Source organism: Pseudomonas sp. KBN12P06040, assembly GCF_037574965.1.
GTDB lineage: Bacteria > Pseudomonadota > Gammaproteobacteria > Pseudomonadales > Pseudomonadaceae > Pseudomonas > Pseudomonas aeruginosa.
On record NZ_JBBELS010000001.1, the window covers coordinates 1,596,698 to 1,612,830 of the forward strand.

At 66.3% G+C, this 16,133-nt stretch carries 16 protein-coding genes and 1 CRISPR repeat array; of the genes, 7 read left to right on the forward strand and 9 right to left on the reverse strand.

Annotation, left to right across the window (positions count from 1 at the left end):
• Positions 1-123 precede the first annotated feature (123 nt).
• Positions 124-1,110 carry an alpha/beta fold hydrolase gene (locus VQ067_RS07565; RefSeq protein ID WP_003098462.1) on the forward strand — a complete coding sequence of 329 codons (987 nt, stop codon included), beginning with the start codon at positions 124-126 and terminating at the stop codon, positions 1,108-1,110.
• A 16-nt stretch (positions 1,111-1,126) separates the two neighbouring features.
• Here VQ067_RS07565 and VQ067_RS07570 read toward each other — a convergent pair whose 3' ends face one another.
• From VQ067_RS07570 to glpF, 5 genes are all read right to left on the reverse strand, one after another.
• Positions 1,127-1,456, reverse strand: a complete 330-nt coding sequence (locus tag VQ067_RS07570) for a GlpM family protein (RefSeq protein WP_003119370.1) — start codon at positions 1,454-1,456, stop codon at positions 1,127-1,129.
• Between the two features lie 132 nt (positions 1,457-1,588).
• Positions 1,589-3,127: a glycerol-3-phosphate dehydrogenase gene (glpD, locus tag VQ067_RS07575; protein WP_003109717.1), complete on the reverse strand. Its 1,539-nt coding sequence runs from the start codon at positions 3,125-3,127 to the stop codon at positions 1,589-1,591.
• Positions 3,128-3,405: 278 nt separating this feature from the next.
• A complete protein-coding gene (locus VQ067_RS07580; protein WP_003092173.1) occupies positions 3,406-4,161 on the reverse strand; it encodes a DeoR/GlpR family transcriptional regulator in 756 nt (251 codons plus the stop codon).
• 205 nt (positions 4,162-4,366) lie between these two features.
• Complete coding sequence (glpK, locus tag VQ067_RS07585; RefSeq protein WP_003092168.1) at positions 4,367-5,884, reverse strand: glycerol kinase GlpK; 1,518 nt, start codon at positions 5,882-5,884, stop codon at positions 4,367-4,369.
• Between the two features lie 39 nt (positions 5,885-5,923).
• Complete coding sequence (glpF, locus tag VQ067_RS07590) at positions 5,924-6,763, reverse strand: glycerol uptake facilitator protein GlpF (RefSeq protein ID WP_003092166.1); 840 nt, start codon at positions 6,761-6,763, stop codon at positions 5,924-5,926.
• Between the two features lie 264 nt (positions 6,764-7,027).
• Between glpF and ybaK the strand changes: the two genes are divergently transcribed.
• The 4 genes from ybaK to VQ067_RS07610 all read left to right on the forward strand — a co-directional run bounded on the left by ybaK (position 7,028) and on the right by VQ067_RS07610 (position 10,720).
• Complete coding sequence (gene ybaK, locus VQ067_RS07595) at positions 7,028-7,498, forward strand: Cys-tRNA(Pro) deacylase (RefSeq protein WP_003109719.1); 471 nt, start codon at positions 7,028-7,030, stop codon at positions 7,496-7,498.
• A 63-nt stretch (positions 7,499-7,561) separates the two neighbouring features.
• Complete coding sequence (glpK, locus tag VQ067_RS07600) at positions 7,562-9,046, forward strand: glycerol kinase GlpK (protein ID WP_003092161.1); 1,485 nt, start codon at positions 7,562-7,564, stop codon at positions 9,044-9,046.
• A gap of 195 nt (positions 9,047-9,241) precedes the next feature.
• Positions 9,242-10,027 carry a PhzF family phenazine biosynthesis protein gene (locus VQ067_RS07605; protein ID WP_003159513.1) on the forward strand — a complete coding sequence of 262 codons (786 nt, stop codon included), beginning with the start codon at positions 9,242-9,244 and terminating at the stop codon, positions 10,025-10,027.
• Positions 10,028-10,405: 378 nt separating this feature from the next.
• Positions 10,406-10,720 carry a hypothetical protein gene (locus VQ067_RS07610; RefSeq protein WP_003113065.1) on the forward strand — a complete coding sequence of 105 codons (315 nt, stop codon included), beginning with the start codon at positions 10,406-10,408 and terminating at the stop codon, positions 10,718-10,720.
• 270 nt (positions 10,721-10,990) lie between these two features.
• Positions 10,991-11,378: direct repeats of the CRISPR family, unit length 28 nt; unit sequence GTTCACTGCCGTATAGGCAGCTAAGAAA.
• Positions 11,379-12,257: 879 nt separating this feature from the next.
• On the opposite strand, the gene VQ067_RS07615 is transcribed toward VQ067_RS07610, so the two are convergent.
• Together VQ067_RS07615 and VQ067_RS07620 are read right to left on the reverse strand one after the other, a co-directional pair.
• Positions 12,258-12,680 (reverse strand): hypothetical protein, encoded by a 423-nt coding sequence (locus VQ067_RS07615; RefSeq protein ID WP_003092157.1) that lies wholly within the window; start codon positions 12,678-12,680, stop codon positions 12,258-12,260.
• A gap of 99 nt (positions 12,681-12,779) precedes the next feature.
• Positions 12,780-13,310: a cytochrome b gene (locus tag VQ067_RS07620; RefSeq protein ID WP_003092155.1), complete on the reverse strand. Its 531-nt coding sequence runs from the start codon at positions 13,308-13,310 to the stop codon at positions 12,780-12,782.
• 182 nt (positions 13,311-13,492) lie between these two features.
• Here VQ067_RS07620 and VQ067_RS07625 point away from each other — a divergent pair, with 182 nt between their 5' ends.
• Positions 13,493-13,690: a heavy-metal-associated domain-containing protein gene (locus tag VQ067_RS07625; RefSeq protein WP_003111818.1), complete on the forward strand. Its 198-nt coding sequence runs from the start codon at positions 13,493-13,495 to the stop codon at positions 13,688-13,690.
• Here VQ067_RS07625 and nalD read toward each other — a convergent pair.
• A complete protein-coding gene (gene nalD, locus VQ067_RS07630; protein ID WP_023127796.1) occupies positions 13,669-14,307 on the reverse strand; it encodes an efflux system transcriptional repressor NalD in 639 nt (212 codons plus the stop codon). The two genes, VQ067_RS07625 and nalD, sit on opposite strands and share 22 nt — an antisense overlap.
• 363 nt (positions 14,308-14,670) lie before the next feature.
• On the opposite strand from nalD, the gene VQ067_RS07635 reads away from it, so the two are divergent.
• Positions 14,671-15,849, forward strand: coding sequence for a multidrug effflux MFS transporter (locus tag VQ067_RS07635; protein ID WP_023092592.1), 1,179 nt, complete (start codon positions 14,671-14,673; stop codon positions 15,847-15,849).
• Positions 15,850-15,856: 7 nt separating this feature from the next.
• Here the strand turns inward: VQ067_RS07635 and VQ067_RS07640 are convergent, their stop codons facing one another.
• Positions 15,857-16,033 carry a hypothetical protein gene (locus VQ067_RS07640; protein WP_003104346.1) on the reverse strand — a complete coding sequence of 59 codons (177 nt, stop codon included), beginning with the start codon at positions 16,031-16,033 and terminating at the stop codon, positions 15,857-15,859.
• Positions 16,034-16,133: the final 100 nt, after the last annotated feature.

A 16,133-nucleotide genomic window follows, 5' to 3' on the forward strand; every position in this document is an offset into this window, starting at 1 on the left:
AGAGCCACAACGCCACGACCGCCTGGCGGCATTCATCAAACTGTCACGCTACTGTGGCAGCGCGCTGGACGAAATTTAATCAGAATCGCGCTCCACTGGGGTTTTGCGTTCTGGGTTTTCTTCATGCGTGCTTTCATCTTCCTGGCCGCCTTGTTGTGCAGCCTCTCCTCCTTTGCGGCGGCGCGTTGCGACGCACGCGTACCTACCGAGACGGTCGAACTGGGCGACGTGCGCCTGGCCTACCAGAGCATCGGCCGCGACAGCGATCCGGCCCTGCTGCTGGTGATGGGCCTGGGTGGGCAACTGATCCACTGGCCGGACGAGGTGGTCAGCGCCCTGTGCGAGCAAGGCTTCCGGGTGATCCGCTACGACAACCGCGACGTCGGCCTGTCGGCCTGGAACGTGCCGGTGCCCAGCTCGCGGCTGACCTACGAAGTGGTGCGTTATCGCCTCGGCCTGCCGGTCAGCGCGCCCTATACCCTCACCGACATGGCCGGCGATGCCCTGCATCTGCTCGATGCGCTGGATATCCCCCAGGCCCATGTGCTCGGCGCCAGCATGGGCGGGATGATCGCCCAGCACATCGCCGACATGGCGCCGCAGCGCCTGCTCAGCCTGACCCTGGTGATGACCAGCTCCGGCGCCGAAGGCCTGCCGGCACCCAGCGAGTCGCTGCTGCGCCTGCTGGCGCGGCGCGAGGCGGCCAGCCGCGAGCAGGCGGTCGAGCAGCAGGCCGACCTGCTGGCGGCGCTGGGCAGTCCGGAAGTGCGCGACGATCGCCAGCAGCTCCTGTTGCAGGCCGCACGTTCCTACGACCGCGCGTTCAACCCGGAAGGCGTGCAGCGGCAATTGCTGGCGATCCTCGCCGAACCCAGCCGGGTGCCGCTGCTGAACCGTCTGCAGGTGCCGACCCTGGTGATCCATGGCACCGCCGATCCGCTGCTGCCGGTGATGCACGGCGTGCACGTGGCGGCGCATATCCGTGGCTCGGAGCTGAAGCTGATCCCCGGTCTCGCCCATCGCTTCCAGGAAGCCTTCAAGGAGCCGTTGCTGGCGGCGGTGGTGCCTTACCTGAAGGCCCATCGGCAGGCCAGCGTCGTCCAGCTCTGAAGCCGCGCTCGCGGTCTCAGGCGTGCAGGCGTACCCAGAGGCCCACCAGCACGCTTGCCGCCACCAGCCAGGCCAGCGCCGCCAGGGCCAGCGAGGTCTCCAGGCGGAAGCGCTCGACCAGCAGGTAGAGCGCGGCGAGATAGACGAAGTAGGGGATGATCGACCACATGCCGAAGACGATGGTGGTCTTCAGGTCGTCCAGCGAACGGCCCTTGCCGACGATGTAGTGGGCAATCAGGGCGAAGGTGGGAAACAGCGGCACCAGGCCGGCGATGTAGTAGTTGCGGGTCTTCGACAGGACGGCGAGGAGCACGACCACGGCGGCGCCGATCAGCGCCTTGAACATCAGGTCCACGGGATTCTCGACTGCGGCGGCGCCACCGGCTTGGTGGCGTCGCGCATTATGCCCGGATCGTCCCGTACCCTTCCATAACGAACGAGGCCCGCAAAAGCGGGCCTCGACGTTTCTGGCTGGCGATCAGGCCGCATGCACCCGCGGGCGATGCGGATGCTCGCTCTGCAGGTACTGGCCGAGGCGCACCTGCTGGCTCGGCGAGAGGAACAGGCCGAGCTTGCTGCGGCGCCAGAGGATGTCCTCGGCGTCCTGGGCCCACTCGTGCTTGCACAGGTAGTCCACTTCGCGGGCATACAGGCCGCCGCCCAGGTGCTCGCCGAGATCGGCTTCGCCATTGACCCCGTCCAGCAGGCGCCACACCCGGGTGCCGTAGGTGCGCGCCCAGCGCAGCGCCAGTTCGCGGTCGAGCCAGGCGTAGCGGTTGGCCAGTTGCTCGGTGAGCGCCTCGACGCTCTGCATCTGCTCGCCGCCCGGCAGCGGTGCCTTGGCGGTCCAGGCCGGGCCGAGATTGGCGAAGAACGGCTGGAGCTGCGCCAGCGCCGATTCGGCCAGCTTGCGGTAGGTGGTCAGCTTGCCGCCGAACACCGAGAGCAGCGGCGGCTCGCCGTTGCCGGCGGAGAGCGACAGGGTGTAGTCGCGGGTGATCGCCGAAGGCTCGTCGGACTCGTCGTCGCACAGCGGACGCACGCCGGCGAAGCTGTGCAGGATGTCGGCGGCCGCAAGCTGCTGCTTGAAATGGGCGTTCACCACTTGCAGCAGGTAGGCGGTTTCCTCTTCGCTGATCGCCACCTTGGCCGGGTCGCCCTGGTACTCGCGATCGGTGGTGCCGATCATGGTGAAGCGGTCCAGATAGGGGATGGCGAAGACGATGCGGCGGTCTTCGTTCTGCAGGATGTAGGCGTGCTCGCCTTCGTACAGCTTCGGCACGATGATGTGGCTGCCCTGGATCAGGCGGATACCGTAGGGCGACTTCTGTTTCAGGTCGTCCTGGATGAAGCGCGCCACCCAGGGGCCGGCGGCGTTCACCAGGGCGCGGGCGCGGATCGAATACAGGCTACCGTCGCTGCGCTCCAGGTGCAGGTGCCAGAGTCCCTTGCTGCGACGGGCGCTGACGCAGCGGGTGCGGGTATGGACGTGGGCGCCGTGCTCGCGGGCGGAGATTGCGTTGAGCACCACTAGGCGCGCATCGTCCACCGCGCAGTCGGAGTACTCGAAGCCACGGCGGATCTCGGCCTTCAGCGGGCTGCTGCCGGTGAAGCGCAGGCCGCGCGAGGCGGGCAGCTTCTCGCGCTTGCCGAGGTGATCGTAGAGGAACAGGCCGGCGCGGATCATCCAGGCCGGGCGCAGGTGCGGACGGTGCGGCAGGACGAAGCGCAGCGGCTTGACGATGTGCGGCGCCTTGGCCAGCAGGACCTCGCGCTCGGCCAGGGCTTCGCGGACCAGGCGGAATTCGTAGTGTTCGAGGTAGCGCAGGCCGCCGTGGATCAGCTTGCTGCTGGCCGAGGAGGTGTGCTGGGCCAGGTCGTGCTGTTCGCAAAGGAACACGGACAGGCCGCGCCCGGCTGCGTCGGCGGCGATCCCTACACCGTTGATGCCACCGCCGACCACGGCGACATCGTAGACTTCGGCGAGTGGAGCGGAGGGGGTGTGCGCTTGACTCATGTGAAAGGCCCTGAAGTCGAAAGTGAACGTAATTTTGTTCGAATTCGAAAATAGCTTAGTCGATTGCGCAGTTATTGACCAGCCCGATTCGCCAGGCTTTTTCAATTTCGAAGGGTTGCCCGGGCGCTACCGGTTTGCCCGTCCGCGCGGGAACAGCCCCTCTTCCGCATGCGGGAAAGCGACCGCCGAGGATCGCGGCGCATGGACGGGGGGCGGCAGGTGGTTTTTCTGAAACGAACATTCACGGCGCCGAACGGCGCCGTGGCAGGGGAAATGCCTCAGACCAGGTCCAGGTGAACCTTGTGCTGTGCCATCAGGCGGGCGATGGCGGCGGGCGGCGGGCTGTCGCTGATGACCCGGTTGACCAGCGAGATCGGTCCCAGGCGGACCACCGCGTTGCGCCCGAACTTGCTCGAGTCGGCGGCCAGGAACACTTGCCGCGCGTTGTCGATGATCGCCTGGGATACGCGCACTTCCTGGTAGTCGAAGTCGAGCAGGCTGCCATCCTCGTCGATGCCGCTGATGCCGACCAGGGCGAAGTCGACGCGGAACTGCTGGATGAAGTCCACCGCGGCCTGGCCGACGATGCCGCCGTCGCTGCGTACGGTGCCGCCGGCGACCAGCACTTCGAAGTCTTCCTTGGCGCTGAGGGTGGCGGCCACGTGCAGGTTGTTGGTGATGATCTTCAGGTTACGGTGGTTGAGCAGGGCGCGGGCGATGGCCTCGGTGGTGGTGCCGATGTTGATGAACAGCGAGGCGTTGTCCGGCACCAGGCTGGCCACGGCTTCGGCGATGCGCTGCTTCTCGTCGCGCATCTGGTCGGCGCGCATGGTGTAGGCGGTGTTCTCGATGCTCGAATCGTAGGCCGCACCGCCGTGGTAGCGGCGCAGCAGTCCCTGTTCGGCGAGCTGGTTGATGTCGCGGCGGATGGTCTGCGGGGTGACCGCGAACATCTGCGCCATCTCCTCGATGCTCAGGTAACCGCGCTCGCGGACCTCCTCGATGATGCTTTGCTGTCGGGGGGGCAGGTTCATGGGTTGTTCTCGTGCTGCCGGGCCGGGACCCTGGAAAGTCGCCAAGAATGCCGCACGCGGGGGGCCGTTGTCAGCCGTGCATGAGTCGTAGAGCGCGCCGCGGCGGCACCCGGCCGCCGCGCGCAAACGTTACCCAGGGCATGCCAGAGCGGCGCCGGGGAACACGCCATTCGCCGCATCGCGGCGGACGAATGGCGCCAGCTCGTCACAGTTCGCCGTCGTCCCAGCCGCGAGTGCGCTCCACCGCTTTTTTCCAGCCGGCATAGAGCTTTTCGCGCCGGGGCTCGTCGCACTCCGGCTCGAACACCCGCTCGATCACCGCCTTGCTCTTCAGCTCGTCGAGGCTGCTCCAGAAGCCGCAGGCCAGGCCGGCCAGGTAGGCGGCGCCGAGGGCGGTGGTCTCGCGCATCACCGGGCGCTCCACGCGGGTGCCGAGGATGTCGGCCTGGAACTGCATGAGGAAGTTGTTGGCCACCGCCCCGCCGTCGACGCGCAGGGCGCGCAGGCGTTCGCCGGCATCGCGCTGCATGGCGTCGAGCACGTCGCGGGTCTGATAGGCGATGGATTCCAGGGTGGCGCGGATCAGGTGGTCGGCCTTGACTCCACGGGTCAGGCCGAACACTGCGCCGCGCGCATAGGGGTCCCAATAGGGCGCGCCGAGTCCGGTGAAGGCCGGTACCAGGTAGACGCCGTTGCTGTCCTTGACCTTGGTGGCGAAGTATTCGGAATCGAAGGAGTCGTTGATCACCTTCAGTTCGTCGCGCAACCACTGCACCGTGGAGCCGCCGTTGAACACCGCGCCCTCCAGGGCGTAGCCGACCTCGCCGCGCGGGCCGCAGGCGATGGTGGTGAGCAGGCCATGGGTGGACTTCACCGCCTTGTCGCCGGTGTGCATCAGCAGGAAGCAGCCGGTGCCGTAGGTGTTCTTCGCCTGGCCCGGTTCCACGCACATCTGGCCGAACAGGGCGGCCTGCTGGTCGCCGGCGATCCCGGCGATCGGCAGCTCGCCGCCGCCGACCCCGCCGATCCGGGCGTTGCCGTAGACCTCCGAAGAGTTGCGCACCTCGGGCAGCATCGAGCGGGGAATGTCGAGCACCTCGAGCATCCGCGCGTCCCAGTCGAGGCTGTGGATGTTGAACAGCATGGTCCGCGAGGCATTGGTGTAGTCGGTGACGTGGACCTTGCCTTCGGTGAGCTTCCAGATCAGCCAGGTGTCGATGGTGCCGAACAACAGGTCGCCGTTGCGCGCGCGTTCGCGGGCGCCTTCGACGTTGTCGAGGATCCACTTCAGCTTGGTCCCGGAAAAGTACGGGTCGGTGACCAGACCGGTGGTTTCGCGGATGTAGTCTTCCAGCCCGTCGCGCTTGAGCTGCGCGCAGATCGCCGCGCTGCGCCGGCACTGCCAGACGATGGCGTTGTGGATCGGCCGACCGCTGTGACGGTCCCAGACCACCGTGGTCTCGCGCTGGTTGGTGATGCCGATGGCGGCCACCTGGTCGTGCTCGATGCTGGCCTGGGCGAGGGCCTCGACCAGGGTCGAACTCTGCGTGGCCCAGATTTCCATCGGATCGTGTTCGACCCAGCCGGCCTGCGGATAGAACTGGGCGAACTCGCGCTGGGCCTGGCTGACCACGTTGGCATCGCGGTCGAAGACGATGGCGCGGGAGCTGGTGGTGCCCTGGTCCAGGGCGACGACGTATTTCTTGTTGTGCTTGTCGGTCATGGCTGTGGCCTTGTGGCTATGGCAGGAAAGAGCGGGCGGTCAGGAAGCGCGAACCTTCTCCGGCTCGGCTTCGGCGGGCGCCGCGGCGCTCGGCAGATGGCGCGCGATCAGTACACGATAGCCGCCGGCGCCGAGGCAGGCACCGAGGATCGGGGCGAAGATCGGCACCAGGAAGTAGGGAATCTCGCGGCCGCCGGTGAAGGCGATGGGCCCCCAGCCGGCCAGGTAGGTCATCAGCTTGGGGCCGAAGTCGCGCGCCGGGTTCATCGCGAAACCGGTCAGCGGGCCCATGGCGCTGCCGATCACGGCGATCAGCAGGCCGATCAGCAGCGGCGCCAACGGACCGCGCGGCAGGCCGTTGCCGTCGTCGGTAAGAGCCATGATCACCGCCATGAGGATGGCGGTGATCACCACTTCGACGAGGAACGCCTGGCCGACCGACAGCGCCGGGTGCGGATAGGTGGAGAACACCGAGGCCAGGGCCAGGCTGTCCTGGCTGCCGCGGACGATGTTCTGCGCCTGTTCGAACTCGATGAACAGGCTGCTGTAGAGGGTGTAGACCAGCGCTGCGGCGCAGAACGCACCGGCCACCTGGGCGGTGATGTAGAACGGCAGCTTGCGCCCCTCGAAGCCGGCGAACAGCCACAGCGCGATGCTCACCGCCGGGTTCAGGTGGGCGCCGGAGACGCCGGCGCTGAGGTAGATCGCCATGCTCACGCCGACCCCCCAGATGATGCTGATTTCCCACAGGCCGAAGCTGGCGCCGGCGACCTTCAGGGCCGCGACGCAACCGGTGCCGAAGAAGATGAGGAGGGCGGTGCCGAGGAACTCGGCCAGGCATTGGCCGAACAGGGACGGGGTCGGGGCGGCGGTGGTCATGGGGCCTCTCTTGTCTGTTCTTGTAATTATGGCGGGCAGCCGTGAAAATTGTTCAGTTTCGAAAAAATATATTCACAAAGGAATGCTGTCAAAGCGCGAAGATGAACGTTTGTCCGAAAAACGACCCTCCGGTTTCGTTTTCGCGGCCAATCGAATATCGCTACCGAGGCACGCGGGCCGCGGCATCGGCGCCCGTGCAGCAGGGGCGGCGATGGCTTAAGGTAGGCGCCGGTTTTCAGCCAACGTTCTTCTCCGGGAGTGACCATGACCCCTGCCATCGACCTGCTGAAAAAGGCCCGCGCCGAGCACAAGGTGCTCAGCTACAGCCACGACCCCAAGGCACCTTCCTATGGCCTGGAGGCCGCGGAAAAGCTCGGTCTGGACCCGCAGCGGGTGTTCAAGACGCTGCTCGCCGCCACGGAGAAGGGCGAGCTGCTGGTGGCGGTGGTGCCGGTGATCGGCAGTCTCGACCTGAAGGCCCTGGCCCATGTGGCGGGGGCGAAGAAGGCCGACATGGCCGATCCGCAGGCGGCGCAGCGGGCCACCGGCTACCTGGTGGGCGGGATCAGCCCGCTGGGGCAGAAGAAGCGCCTGCGTACCTTCATCGATGAAAGCGCGCGGCAGTACCCGAGCATCCATGTCAGCGCAGGACGGCGCGGGCTGGAAGTGGAGCTGGCGGCCGAGGTGCTGGCCCAGTTGACCCAGGGTTCGTTCGCCGCCATCGGCCGCGAATGAGCCGCTAATCCCGCCGGCCTAGCGGTCGGCATTCGTCTTACTTTTCAATCTGTCAGGTTTTCCATGTCCCACTATCTCCTCGCCATCGACCAGGGCACCACCAGCTCCCGCGCCATCGTGTTCAGTGCCCAGGGCTTGCCGGTGGCGAGCTGCCAGCAGGAATTCAAGCAGTACTTCCCGAAGGACGGCTGGGTGGAGCACGACGGCGAGGAAATCTGGCTGACCACCCTCCAGGTCTGTCGCGACGCGCTCGCCCGCAAGGGCTTGCGCGCGGCCGACATCGCCGCCATCGGCATCACCAACCAGCGCGAGACCACGCTGGTCTGGGACGCCGCCAGCGGCGACCTGATCCACCCGGCCATCGTCTGGCAGGATCGTCGTACCGCCGACTACTGTGCCGAACTCAAGGCCGCCGGCCACGAGGCGAACGTCAGCGCGCGTACCGGGCTGCTGATCGATCCGTATTTCTCCGCCACCAAGCTGCGCTGGATCCTCGACAACGTGCCCGGCGCCCGCCAGCGCGCCGAACGCGGCGAGCTGCGCTTCGGCACCGTCGACTGCTTCCTGCTCTGGCGCCTGACCGGCGGCCGCTCCCATCGCACCGACGCGACCAACGCTTCGCGTACCCTGCTGTTCAACATCCACAGCCAGGACTGGGACGAGGAATTGCTGGCGCTGTTCGAGATCCCGCGCAGCCTGCTGCCGGAGGTGCTCGACTGCGCGGCGGAGTTCGGCGTCAGCGAGCCGTCGCTGCTTGGCGCGGCGATCCCGGTGTTGGGCATGGCCGGCGACCAGCAGGCCGCGCTGATCGGCCAGGCCTGCTTCCAGCCGGGCATGGTGAAGAGCACCTACGGCACCGGCTGCTTCATGATCCAGAACACTGGCGAGCAGCCGGTGACCTCGAAGAACCGCCTGCTTACCACGGTCGGCTACCGTCTGGACGGCAAGGTCAGCTACGCGGTGGAGGGCAGCATCTTCGTCGCCGGCGCCGCGGTGCAATGGCTGCGCGACGGCATCAAGCTGATCGACCACGCCCACGAGAGCGAAGCCCTGGCGATCCAGGCCGGCGACTCCAACGGCGTCTACCTGGTGCCGGCCTTTACCGGCCTCGGCGCGCCCTACTGGGACCCGAAGGCGCGCGGCGCGATCTTCGGCCTGACCCGCGACACCGGAATCAAGGAGATCGTCACCGCCGGTCTGCAATCGGTCTGCTACCAGACCCGCGACCTGCTCGAAGCGATGCGCCAGGACGGCACGCCGCCCAGCGCGCTGCGGGTGGACGGCGGGATGGTGGTGAACAACTGGGTGATGCAATTCCTCACCGACATCCTTGGCGTCACCGTGGAGCGCCCGGAAGTCACCGAGACCACCGCCCTCGGCGTGGCCTACATGGCCGGGCTGAAGGCCGGCTTCTATCGTGACCTGGACGACATCGCCAGCCACTGGCACCTGCAGCGCCGCTTCGCCGCACACATGGCCGAGGAGCGCCGCGGCGAACTCTACGCCGGCTGGCAGAACGCGGTGCGACGGGTGCGCAGCGAGGCCTGAGCGGCGTTTCGCGGAAAAAGGCGGCGTTTTTGCCGGCGGCTTCACAACGCCGGCAGGTCGCCGCAAACGCCCGCTCGGGCAATGGGTCGAAGGCAGAGCGAAGTCCCACTGTTACGATCGGAAAAGATCGCACTGTATCGCCCATCCCGGAGCCTGCGGCGGCATGCTGTGGCGATCGTTCCCAGGAGGTCTGCCATGCAGCTCGAGTTCCACCAGGTCGACGCGTTTTCTTCCCGCCCGTTCAGCGGCAATCCCGCCGTGGTCTATCGCCTCGACGCCTGGCTGGCGGACGAGCTGATGCAGATGATCGCGACCGAGCACAACCTCTCCGAGACCGCCTTCGTCGTTCGCGAAGGAGAGGCCTGGCGGATCCGCTGGTTCACCCCGAGCGTCGAGGTGGCGCTCTGCGGCCACGCCACACTGGCTGCGGCCCACGTACTGTTCGAGGTCTACGACGAGCCGGGCGAGCGCCTGGAATTCATCTCGCGCTCCGGTGCGCTGCGGGTCAACCGCGAGGACGAGCGGCTGGTCCTGGATTTCCCCGCGCAGTATCCGAGCGAGGTCGGTAGCACCGTCGAGCTGGAGCAGGCCCTGGGCCTGCCGCCGGTGGACGTGCTGGGCTCCACCGACAAGCTGCTGGTGCTGCTCGAGTCCGAAGAGGCGGTGCGCGCCTGTCGTCCCGACTTCGCGGCCCTGGCGCGGCTGCCCTGGCGTGGAGTGATCGTCACCGCGCGGGGCCTGCAGAAGGATTTCGTCTCGCGCTTCTTCGCCCCGGCGATGGGCGTCGACGAAGACCCGGTCACCGGCTCCGCGCATTGCAGCCTGATTCCCTACTGGGCCCAGCGCTTGAACAAACTGTCGCTGACCGCCCAGCAGTGCTCGGCGCGCGGCGGCGAGCTGTGGTGCCGGTTGGAGGGCGAGCGAGTGAGTATCGCCGGGCATGCGGTGCTGGTGGCGAGCGGAAGGATTCGATTGGGCTGAGGGGCGCTTCAGGGGGGGGGATGACCTCGTGCATGCCAGACCTCCACATACCGAAGCCCTGATCCGTAGGGTGAATAACTGCTTGCGGTTATCCGCCGCTTATCCGGGGTATCGGCGGATACCGCCTGTGGCGGTATTCGCCCTACAGGCCCTAGAAACGCCGGACAGCTCCCCCGGACATTTCCGCAGGCTCTCTCAGAAGCCCGGGAATTGGATAAAAACCCAGTAGGAGGATGATGGAGGGGCCGGCAAATCCATCCCGCAGGGACAGGACGAACGGCACTGCCCTCTGTTTTTGAGGGCGGAAAGACGCGGGCCGCAGGTGGTGGAACACCTACGACCCGCTAACCACAACCCAGCTTACTAAGGAGCTGACCCATGGCTAAGCCGAATGATACGTCCAACCCCGAGGTAACAGAATCGTCCCCCCGCTTCGTCCCGCTGCTACCCACCTCCCAGGCCGACATGTGTCCGCGTAGCGCGACCCTGTACGTGGACACCCATGCACTCCCCACGCACTTGTTCGACAACGCGAAAGTGCGCCTGAGGTCGGCAATCAACATCCTGGCCATGACCCGTTTGCTCGATGAGAAAGAAGAGCCCGGCGGCACCCTGGCCTACATCAACGGTGCGTTGCTGTCGCTGCTCAGCGATGCCTTGTCCGAAATCGAGGCGGGCCACCCGAGCCTGTAGCGCCGCTCCCTGGCGCGACGCCCCCGGCCTGGCCGGGGGCTTTGCGGCATCGCTCATCACAGGACCTTTTGCCCTCGAACGGCACGGTTGATCGCCGTCCCGGTCCTCGCGAAACGGCTTCTAATTGCCCGAAGCTTCCGACCCTTTTTTCGGACGATTTCTTACACCCTTATAAATCAGTAAGTTACGAGGCCTCGAAAAAAGAGGGTTTCTGGCAGGAAAAACTCGGTATTTCCTTTTCCTTCAAATGGTTATAGGTTTTCAGGGCTAGTTCACTGCCGTATAGGCAGCTAAGAAATGTGGGTGATCGAGCGCGTCACCGAGACGCGAGTTCACTGCCGTATAGGCAGCTAAGAAATGGAACTGGCACAACGCATCTGGTTCCGCGCAGTTCACTGCCGTATAGGCAGCTAAGAAATTGATGGGTTCGTACTCAGGCCCGGAAAACTCGTTCACTGCCGTATAGGCAGCTAAGAAATGGGTGGCCGACATCGTTGCGTCGAACTCGTAGTTCACTGCCGTATAGGCAGCTAAGAAAGCATGCTGTCCGGCCTGTTGATCGGCCCGCTGGTTCACTGCCGTATAGGCAGCTAAGAAAAGTTCGGGACACTGCTCCAGCAGCAGGACGCAGTTCACTGCCGTATAGGCAGCTAAGAAACTCAAGAAAGAGCAGAACGGCCAGCCTGCGCCGTTCATTGCCGTGTAGTCCCGTAGGGCGAATGCCGCCATAGGCGGTATCCGCCCTACGGATCGGGTTCCTGGCATCCACGAAGTGAGGCTTGCCCTCCAAGTGGTGGGGCGGCAAACCCGCCCCGTCAGGAGGCCGAGCGGAATCGTTGCGGAGGGGGACGAGTGGCAGGATGCCGCGAGAGCCGCCTCGGTCCACGAAGGACCGTGGCGGCGTGCCGCCGGGAGCAACGATGCAGCGAGGGCACCCCAGCCGAGAAGCGGCTGGGGCCGGATGCCGGGGCGAGTCTTTTGGTTCCTTTTGGACGCTTGCAAAAGGAACTCGCCTGGGAAGGCGAAACAAGAGACCAAGGCAGGCACAAAGAACAGCTTGACCACCAAACATGACGCCCGCTCAAGCGCTAAGCAACAGCGACCCCCCCCTCACTGCCGTGTAGCTAAGAAATCGCGAGCGATATAGTCCCGTAGGGCGAATACCGCCACAGGCGGTATCCGCCGATGCCCTGGAGAGCCGGCGGATAACCGCAAGCGGTTATTCGCCCTACGGATCGGGCTCCTGGCATGCCCTCCGAGTGGCAGGGCGAGTCTTTTGGACGCTTGCAGAAGGAACTCGCCTGGAAAGGCGAAACAAGAGGCCAAGGCAAGCACGACAAGCAGATTGACCGGCAACCACGACGCCCGCTCAAGAGCTAAGCAGCAGCCTGCCCCTTACTGCCGTGCAGGCAGCGACGGGAGCTGGGGGCCAGTGCACGCATTCACGGCCCGCCAGGCAGTCCCCGTGCACCCGATGCCGAAACGCCACCTTCGTGCCCTGAGTCATGGCGAATGCCCCACGGCAAGTCGCTACCCCTCAGTACCCATCCGCCACCGGCGCCAGGTAGAGCCCGCCCGCACCGAGGGCAATGCGCAGGTTGCGGATCTCCCCGGCGCGCAGGGTCAGGGTCTGTCCGGCGAGGATGGTCATGCCGTTCCGGCAGGCGTCGCCAGGACCGTTCGGCGCAAGACGCACGTCCACCGCGCCGGGTTGCAGGTTCAGGGCCAGGCTGGCGCCCGGTTGCAGGTTGCCGACCAGTTCGTCGTGGACGTACAGGCCGACATCGCAGGCAGTGCCGGACTCGACCCGCTCGCGGGAAACGTTCAGCACCGCATAGCCGATCGGCGCCGGGTCGGGTTGCGCCCAGCCGCCGCTGGCCGGTTGCGGGTCCGCGGCGAGCGCCGGGAGGGCGCAGGCCAGGGCGGCGGTATGGAGCAGCGGGCGAAGGATGGGGAACATGGCGGGCCTCGGCGGCGGGGGGCGTAGGGAAAAGCTTGGCCGAAGCCGGGGTCCGGGACAAGTCGGGACGGGCATCCGCGTGCCCGTCCGTCGCTGGGATCAGGCGCCGCGTTGCGGCAGCATGGCGCGCAGTACGTCGTCCTTCTGCACGCGGTGGTGCCAGATGGCCGCGGCGGCGTGGCCGAGGATCAGCGCGAAAAGCAGGTACTGGACGGTGACGTGGGTGCCGCCGGCGAACGCCTTGAAGGCTTCCGGCAGGTCGAACGGGCCGATCTGCACCAGCCAGAACAGGTCCAGCGGACGCTTGCCGGCGAGCATGCCGGAGAGCGGCATGACGATCAGCACCGCGTACAGCAGGAAATGCCCGGCCTTGGCGGCCGCGCGCTGCCAGTCCGGGTTCCCCTCCAGGGTATCCGGGACACCCTGGACGCGGCGCAGCGCCAGGCGTGTCAGGGTCAGCAGGAGTACCGCCACGCCCAGCGACTTGTGCAGGGTGAAGACGTTGCCCTTGCCGCCGAGCAGGCCGGCGAAGAAGTCGGCGCCGTAGGGCAGGGCGATGATCAGCAGGACCGCGACGGCGCTGAGCCAGTGCAGGGCGATCTGTGACGGGGAATAGCGGCGGATGGACATGGTTCTACCTCGTGAAGAACAAGGTGAACATGTTAACCATGTGCTTTGTAGGGTTTAAGCCTCTTTACTCCGCCTTTACCCGTTCTTGACGCTTTGTCGGTTACCGGATATTTCGAGGATTGACCTTGACACCATGTCAAGGTCGAAAATCGCCCCATCGATGACCAACAGGAGGCAATACCATGCAAGTCTTCAAGGTTCAGGGCATGACCTGCGGCCACTGCGTACGGGCGATCACCCATGCGGTGCAGGCGAAGGATTCGGCGGCGGACGTCCAGGTGGATCTTGGCGCCGGCGAAGTCCGGGTCGCCAGCCGGCTCGACAGCGCCCAGGTACTCGAGGCGATCCGTGAGGAGGGCTACGGCGCCGAGCTGGCCTGACCCCAGTCGCGCACCAGGCCACGGAACATCGGCTCCAGCAGGTGTTCCGCGTCCGTATCCGGATCGAACAGGCGCGGGTCGCGCAACCAGTCGTTGAACAGGCCCAGGATCAGCGCGTGCAAGGCGCGCGAGGCGATCCTCGGGGTCATGCCCGGATGCAGCCGCACACGGCATTCGTCGCGGGCGAACAACTGCTCGCAGAGTTCGATGAACATCTGCACGAAGGCGTTGTTGCGTTCCTGCGCCTCGCGCAGTTCCTCGGTGAATTCGCAACGTTGCATCAGGATGGTCAGGATGCGGCGCTTCTTCTCCTGCGTCAGCAACGATTGCACGGCCTCCAGGCAGAGGTCGTAGAGCGAGCGCAGCGGGTCGCTGCCATCGCAGCCGGACAGGCGCTCGGTGAGTTGCTCCGGCGGCAGGCGTACCTGGTTGAGCATCTCGTTGAACAGGTGGGCCTTGTTCTGGAAGTGCCAGTAGACGGCTCCACGGGGCACCCCGGCGGCCCTGGCGATCTGTTCCAGGCTGGTATGGGACACGCCCTTTTCCAGGAACAGTTCCTCGGCGGCCAGGAGGATGGCCGTACGGGTTTTTTCAGAATCTTCCTTTGTGCGTCGCATGCTGTGCTGGGTAGTCGAATCGGTCTCGGCAACGGGGCGGGGAGTGTACCGATTTTAGCCGCGCTCGGGCGGACTCGAAGTATTTCGACACCACCTTTGTCTAATGCTGCTCATTCATGAGCCGTGGATTCCGCGGTTCCACGGTCTCCGGCCATGATCGGCGGGCGTCTTCGGTGTTATGCTGCGCGCTGCTTTTTCGGCGACTCCCCGGCTGTCCGTAGCATCTTCCCGCCAGTACCGGCCTTCAGGCCTGGAGCCGCCCGCCCTCACAGACGATTCAATGATAGGCGTCGTCGTCCCGCTTGCCGGGAGCCGCAGGGAAGTGCCTTGCCTGCCACCGACGCGCCCCGTGCCGAGCGATCCATGAACCTGCGCATCCTGCTGATACTGGGAGCCCTGAGCGCCTTCGGGCCACTGGCCATCGACTTCTACCTGCCGAGCTTCCCGACCCTGGCCAAGGCCTTCGCCACCGACGTCGAGCACGTCCAGCTGAGCCTGGCCGCCTACTTCGCCGGCCTGTCCATCGGCCAGTTGCTCTACGGCCCGGTGGCCGACCGCTATGGCCGGCGCCTGCCGCTGCTGGTGGGGGTGAGTATCTTCACCCTGGCCTCGGCCGCCTGCGCCCTGGCGCCGACCCTGGAGTGGCTGATCGCCGCGCGCTTCGTCCAGGCTCTCGGCGGCTGCGCCGGGATGGTCATCTCGCGGGCAGTGGTGCGCGACCTGTGCGATCCGATCGGCGCCGCCAAGGCGTTTTCCCAGTTGATGCTGGTGATGGGCCTGGCGCCGATCCTCGCCCCCGTGGCCGGCGGCCTGCTGCTGGACTGGCAGGGCTGGCAATCGATCTTCGTCTGCCTGACCCTGTTCGCCGCCCTGGCCGGCCTCGGCGTGGCGTTGTGGCTGCCGGAAACCATCCCGGCCGACGGCGAGCGACCGCCGCTGTCTGGCGCGCTGGGGCAGTACCGGCGGCTATTCGCCGACCGCCTGTTCCTCGCCTATGGCCTTTCCGGCGGGGTGGCGATGGCCGGGATGTTCGCCTACATCGCCGGTTCGCCCTACGTGTTCATCCAGCTCTACGGGATTCCCGCCGAGCACTATGGCTGGCTGTTCGGCAGCAATGCCGCGGGCTTCATCGTCATGGCACAGGTCAACGCGCGGCTGCTGCGCTATCGCGGGCCGGCGTTCTGGCTGCGGCGGATCATCTGGGGCTACCTGGCGTGCGGCCTGGCCCTGCTGGGCATCGCTTCGCTGCAACCGGCCACGCTGTGGCCGCTGCTGGTTCCGCTGTTCGGATGCGTGGCCAGCCTCGGCTGCATCATTCCCAACGCTTCCGCCTGCGCCATGGCCGGACAGGGACAGCACGCCGGCAGCGCCTCGGCGCTGATGGGCAGCCTGCAGTTCAGCGTGGCGGCGGGCGCTTCGGCGCTGGTCGGCGTACTCCACGACGGCACGGCGATCCCCATGACTCTGGTGATCGCCGTCTGCGGCGCGGTCGCGACCCTGCTCGCCTGGCAGACCGGGCGCCTGGAGCGCCAGGCCGCCTGAGCGCGGATCAGGCCGTTCGCTGCTTCAGTTCGGGCAGCACATGGGGCGCGCGCAGGCGCGCCTCGAGGCGGTCGACGAAACGCCGGGCCTCGCTTTCGCTACGGAAGTTGACGGCCTGCTGGTCGAGGCAGACCTGCCAGCATTGGCCTTTCGGGGTTTGCGACGGGCGGACGAGGATGTTCATGGCGATTCATCCATCGGGGCTGGAAAGGGAGCTTCAGTCTAGTCCTGTCGGCCCGGAAAACACTGACCGGGATCAGTTTGCCGACAACTGGTCGCCGCTT

Bases quoted from the DNA above. Each gene is read 5' to 3' on its own strand.
- VQ067_RS07565 (WP_003098462.1), top strand. From the start codon at position 124: ATGCGTGCTTTCATCTTCCTGGCCGCCTTGTTGTGCAGCCTCTCCTCC.
- VQ067_RS07570 (WP_003119370.1), bottom strand. From the start codon at position 1,456: ATGTTCAAGGCGCTGATCGGCGCCGCCGTGGTCGTGCTCCTCGCCGTC.
- glpD (WP_003109717.1), bottom strand. From the start codon at position 3,127: ATGAGTCAAGCGCACACCCCCTCCGCTCCACTCGCCGAAGTCTACGAT.
- VQ067_RS07580 (WP_003092173.1), bottom strand. From the start codon at position 4,161: ATGAACCTGCCCCCCCGACAGCAAAGCATCATCGAGGAGGTCCGCGAG.
- glpK (WP_003092168.1), bottom strand. From the start codon at position 5,884: ATGACCGACAAGCACAACAAGAAATACGTCGTCGCCCTGGACCAGGGC.
- glpF (WP_003092166.1), bottom strand. From the start codon at position 6,763: ATGACCACCGCCGCCCCGACCCCGTCCCTGTTCGGCCAATGCCTGGCC.
- ybaK (WP_003109719.1), top strand. From the start codon at position 7,028: ATGACCCCTGCCATCGACCTGCTGAAAAAGGCCCGCGCCGAGCACAAG.
- glpK (WP_003092161.1), top strand. From the start codon at position 7,562: ATGTCCCACTATCTCCTCGCCATCGACCAGGGCACCACCAGCTCCCGC.
- VQ067_RS07605 (WP_003159513.1), top strand. From the start codon at position 9,242: ATGCAGCTCGAGTTCCACCAGGTCGACGCGTTTTCTTCCCGCCCGTTC.
- VQ067_RS07610 (WP_003113065.1), top strand. From the start codon at position 10,406: ATGGCTAAGCCGAATGATACGTCCAACCCCGAGGTAACAGAATCGTCC.
- VQ067_RS07615 (WP_003092157.1), bottom strand. From the start codon at position 12,680: ATGTTCCCCATCCTTCGCCCGCTGCTCCATACCGCCGCCCTGGCCTGC.
- VQ067_RS07620 (WP_003092155.1), bottom strand. From the start codon at position 13,310: ATGTCCATCCGCCGCTATTCCCCGTCACAGATCGCCCTGCACTGGCTC.
- VQ067_RS07625 (WP_003111818.1), top strand. From the start codon at position 13,493: ATGCAAGTCTTCAAGGTTCAGGGCATGACCTGCGGCCACTGCGTACGG.
- nalD (WP_023127796.1), bottom strand. From the start codon at position 14,307: ATGCGACGCACAAAGGAAGATTCTGAAAAAACCCGTACGGCCATCCTC.
- VQ067_RS07635 (WP_023092592.1), top strand. From the start codon at position 14,671: ATGAACCTGCGCATCCTGCTGATACTGGGAGCCCTGAGCGCCTTCGGG.
- VQ067_RS07640 (WP_003104346.1), bottom strand. From the start codon at position 16,033: ATGAACATCCTCGTCCGCCCGTCGCAAACCCCGAAAGGCCAATGCTGG.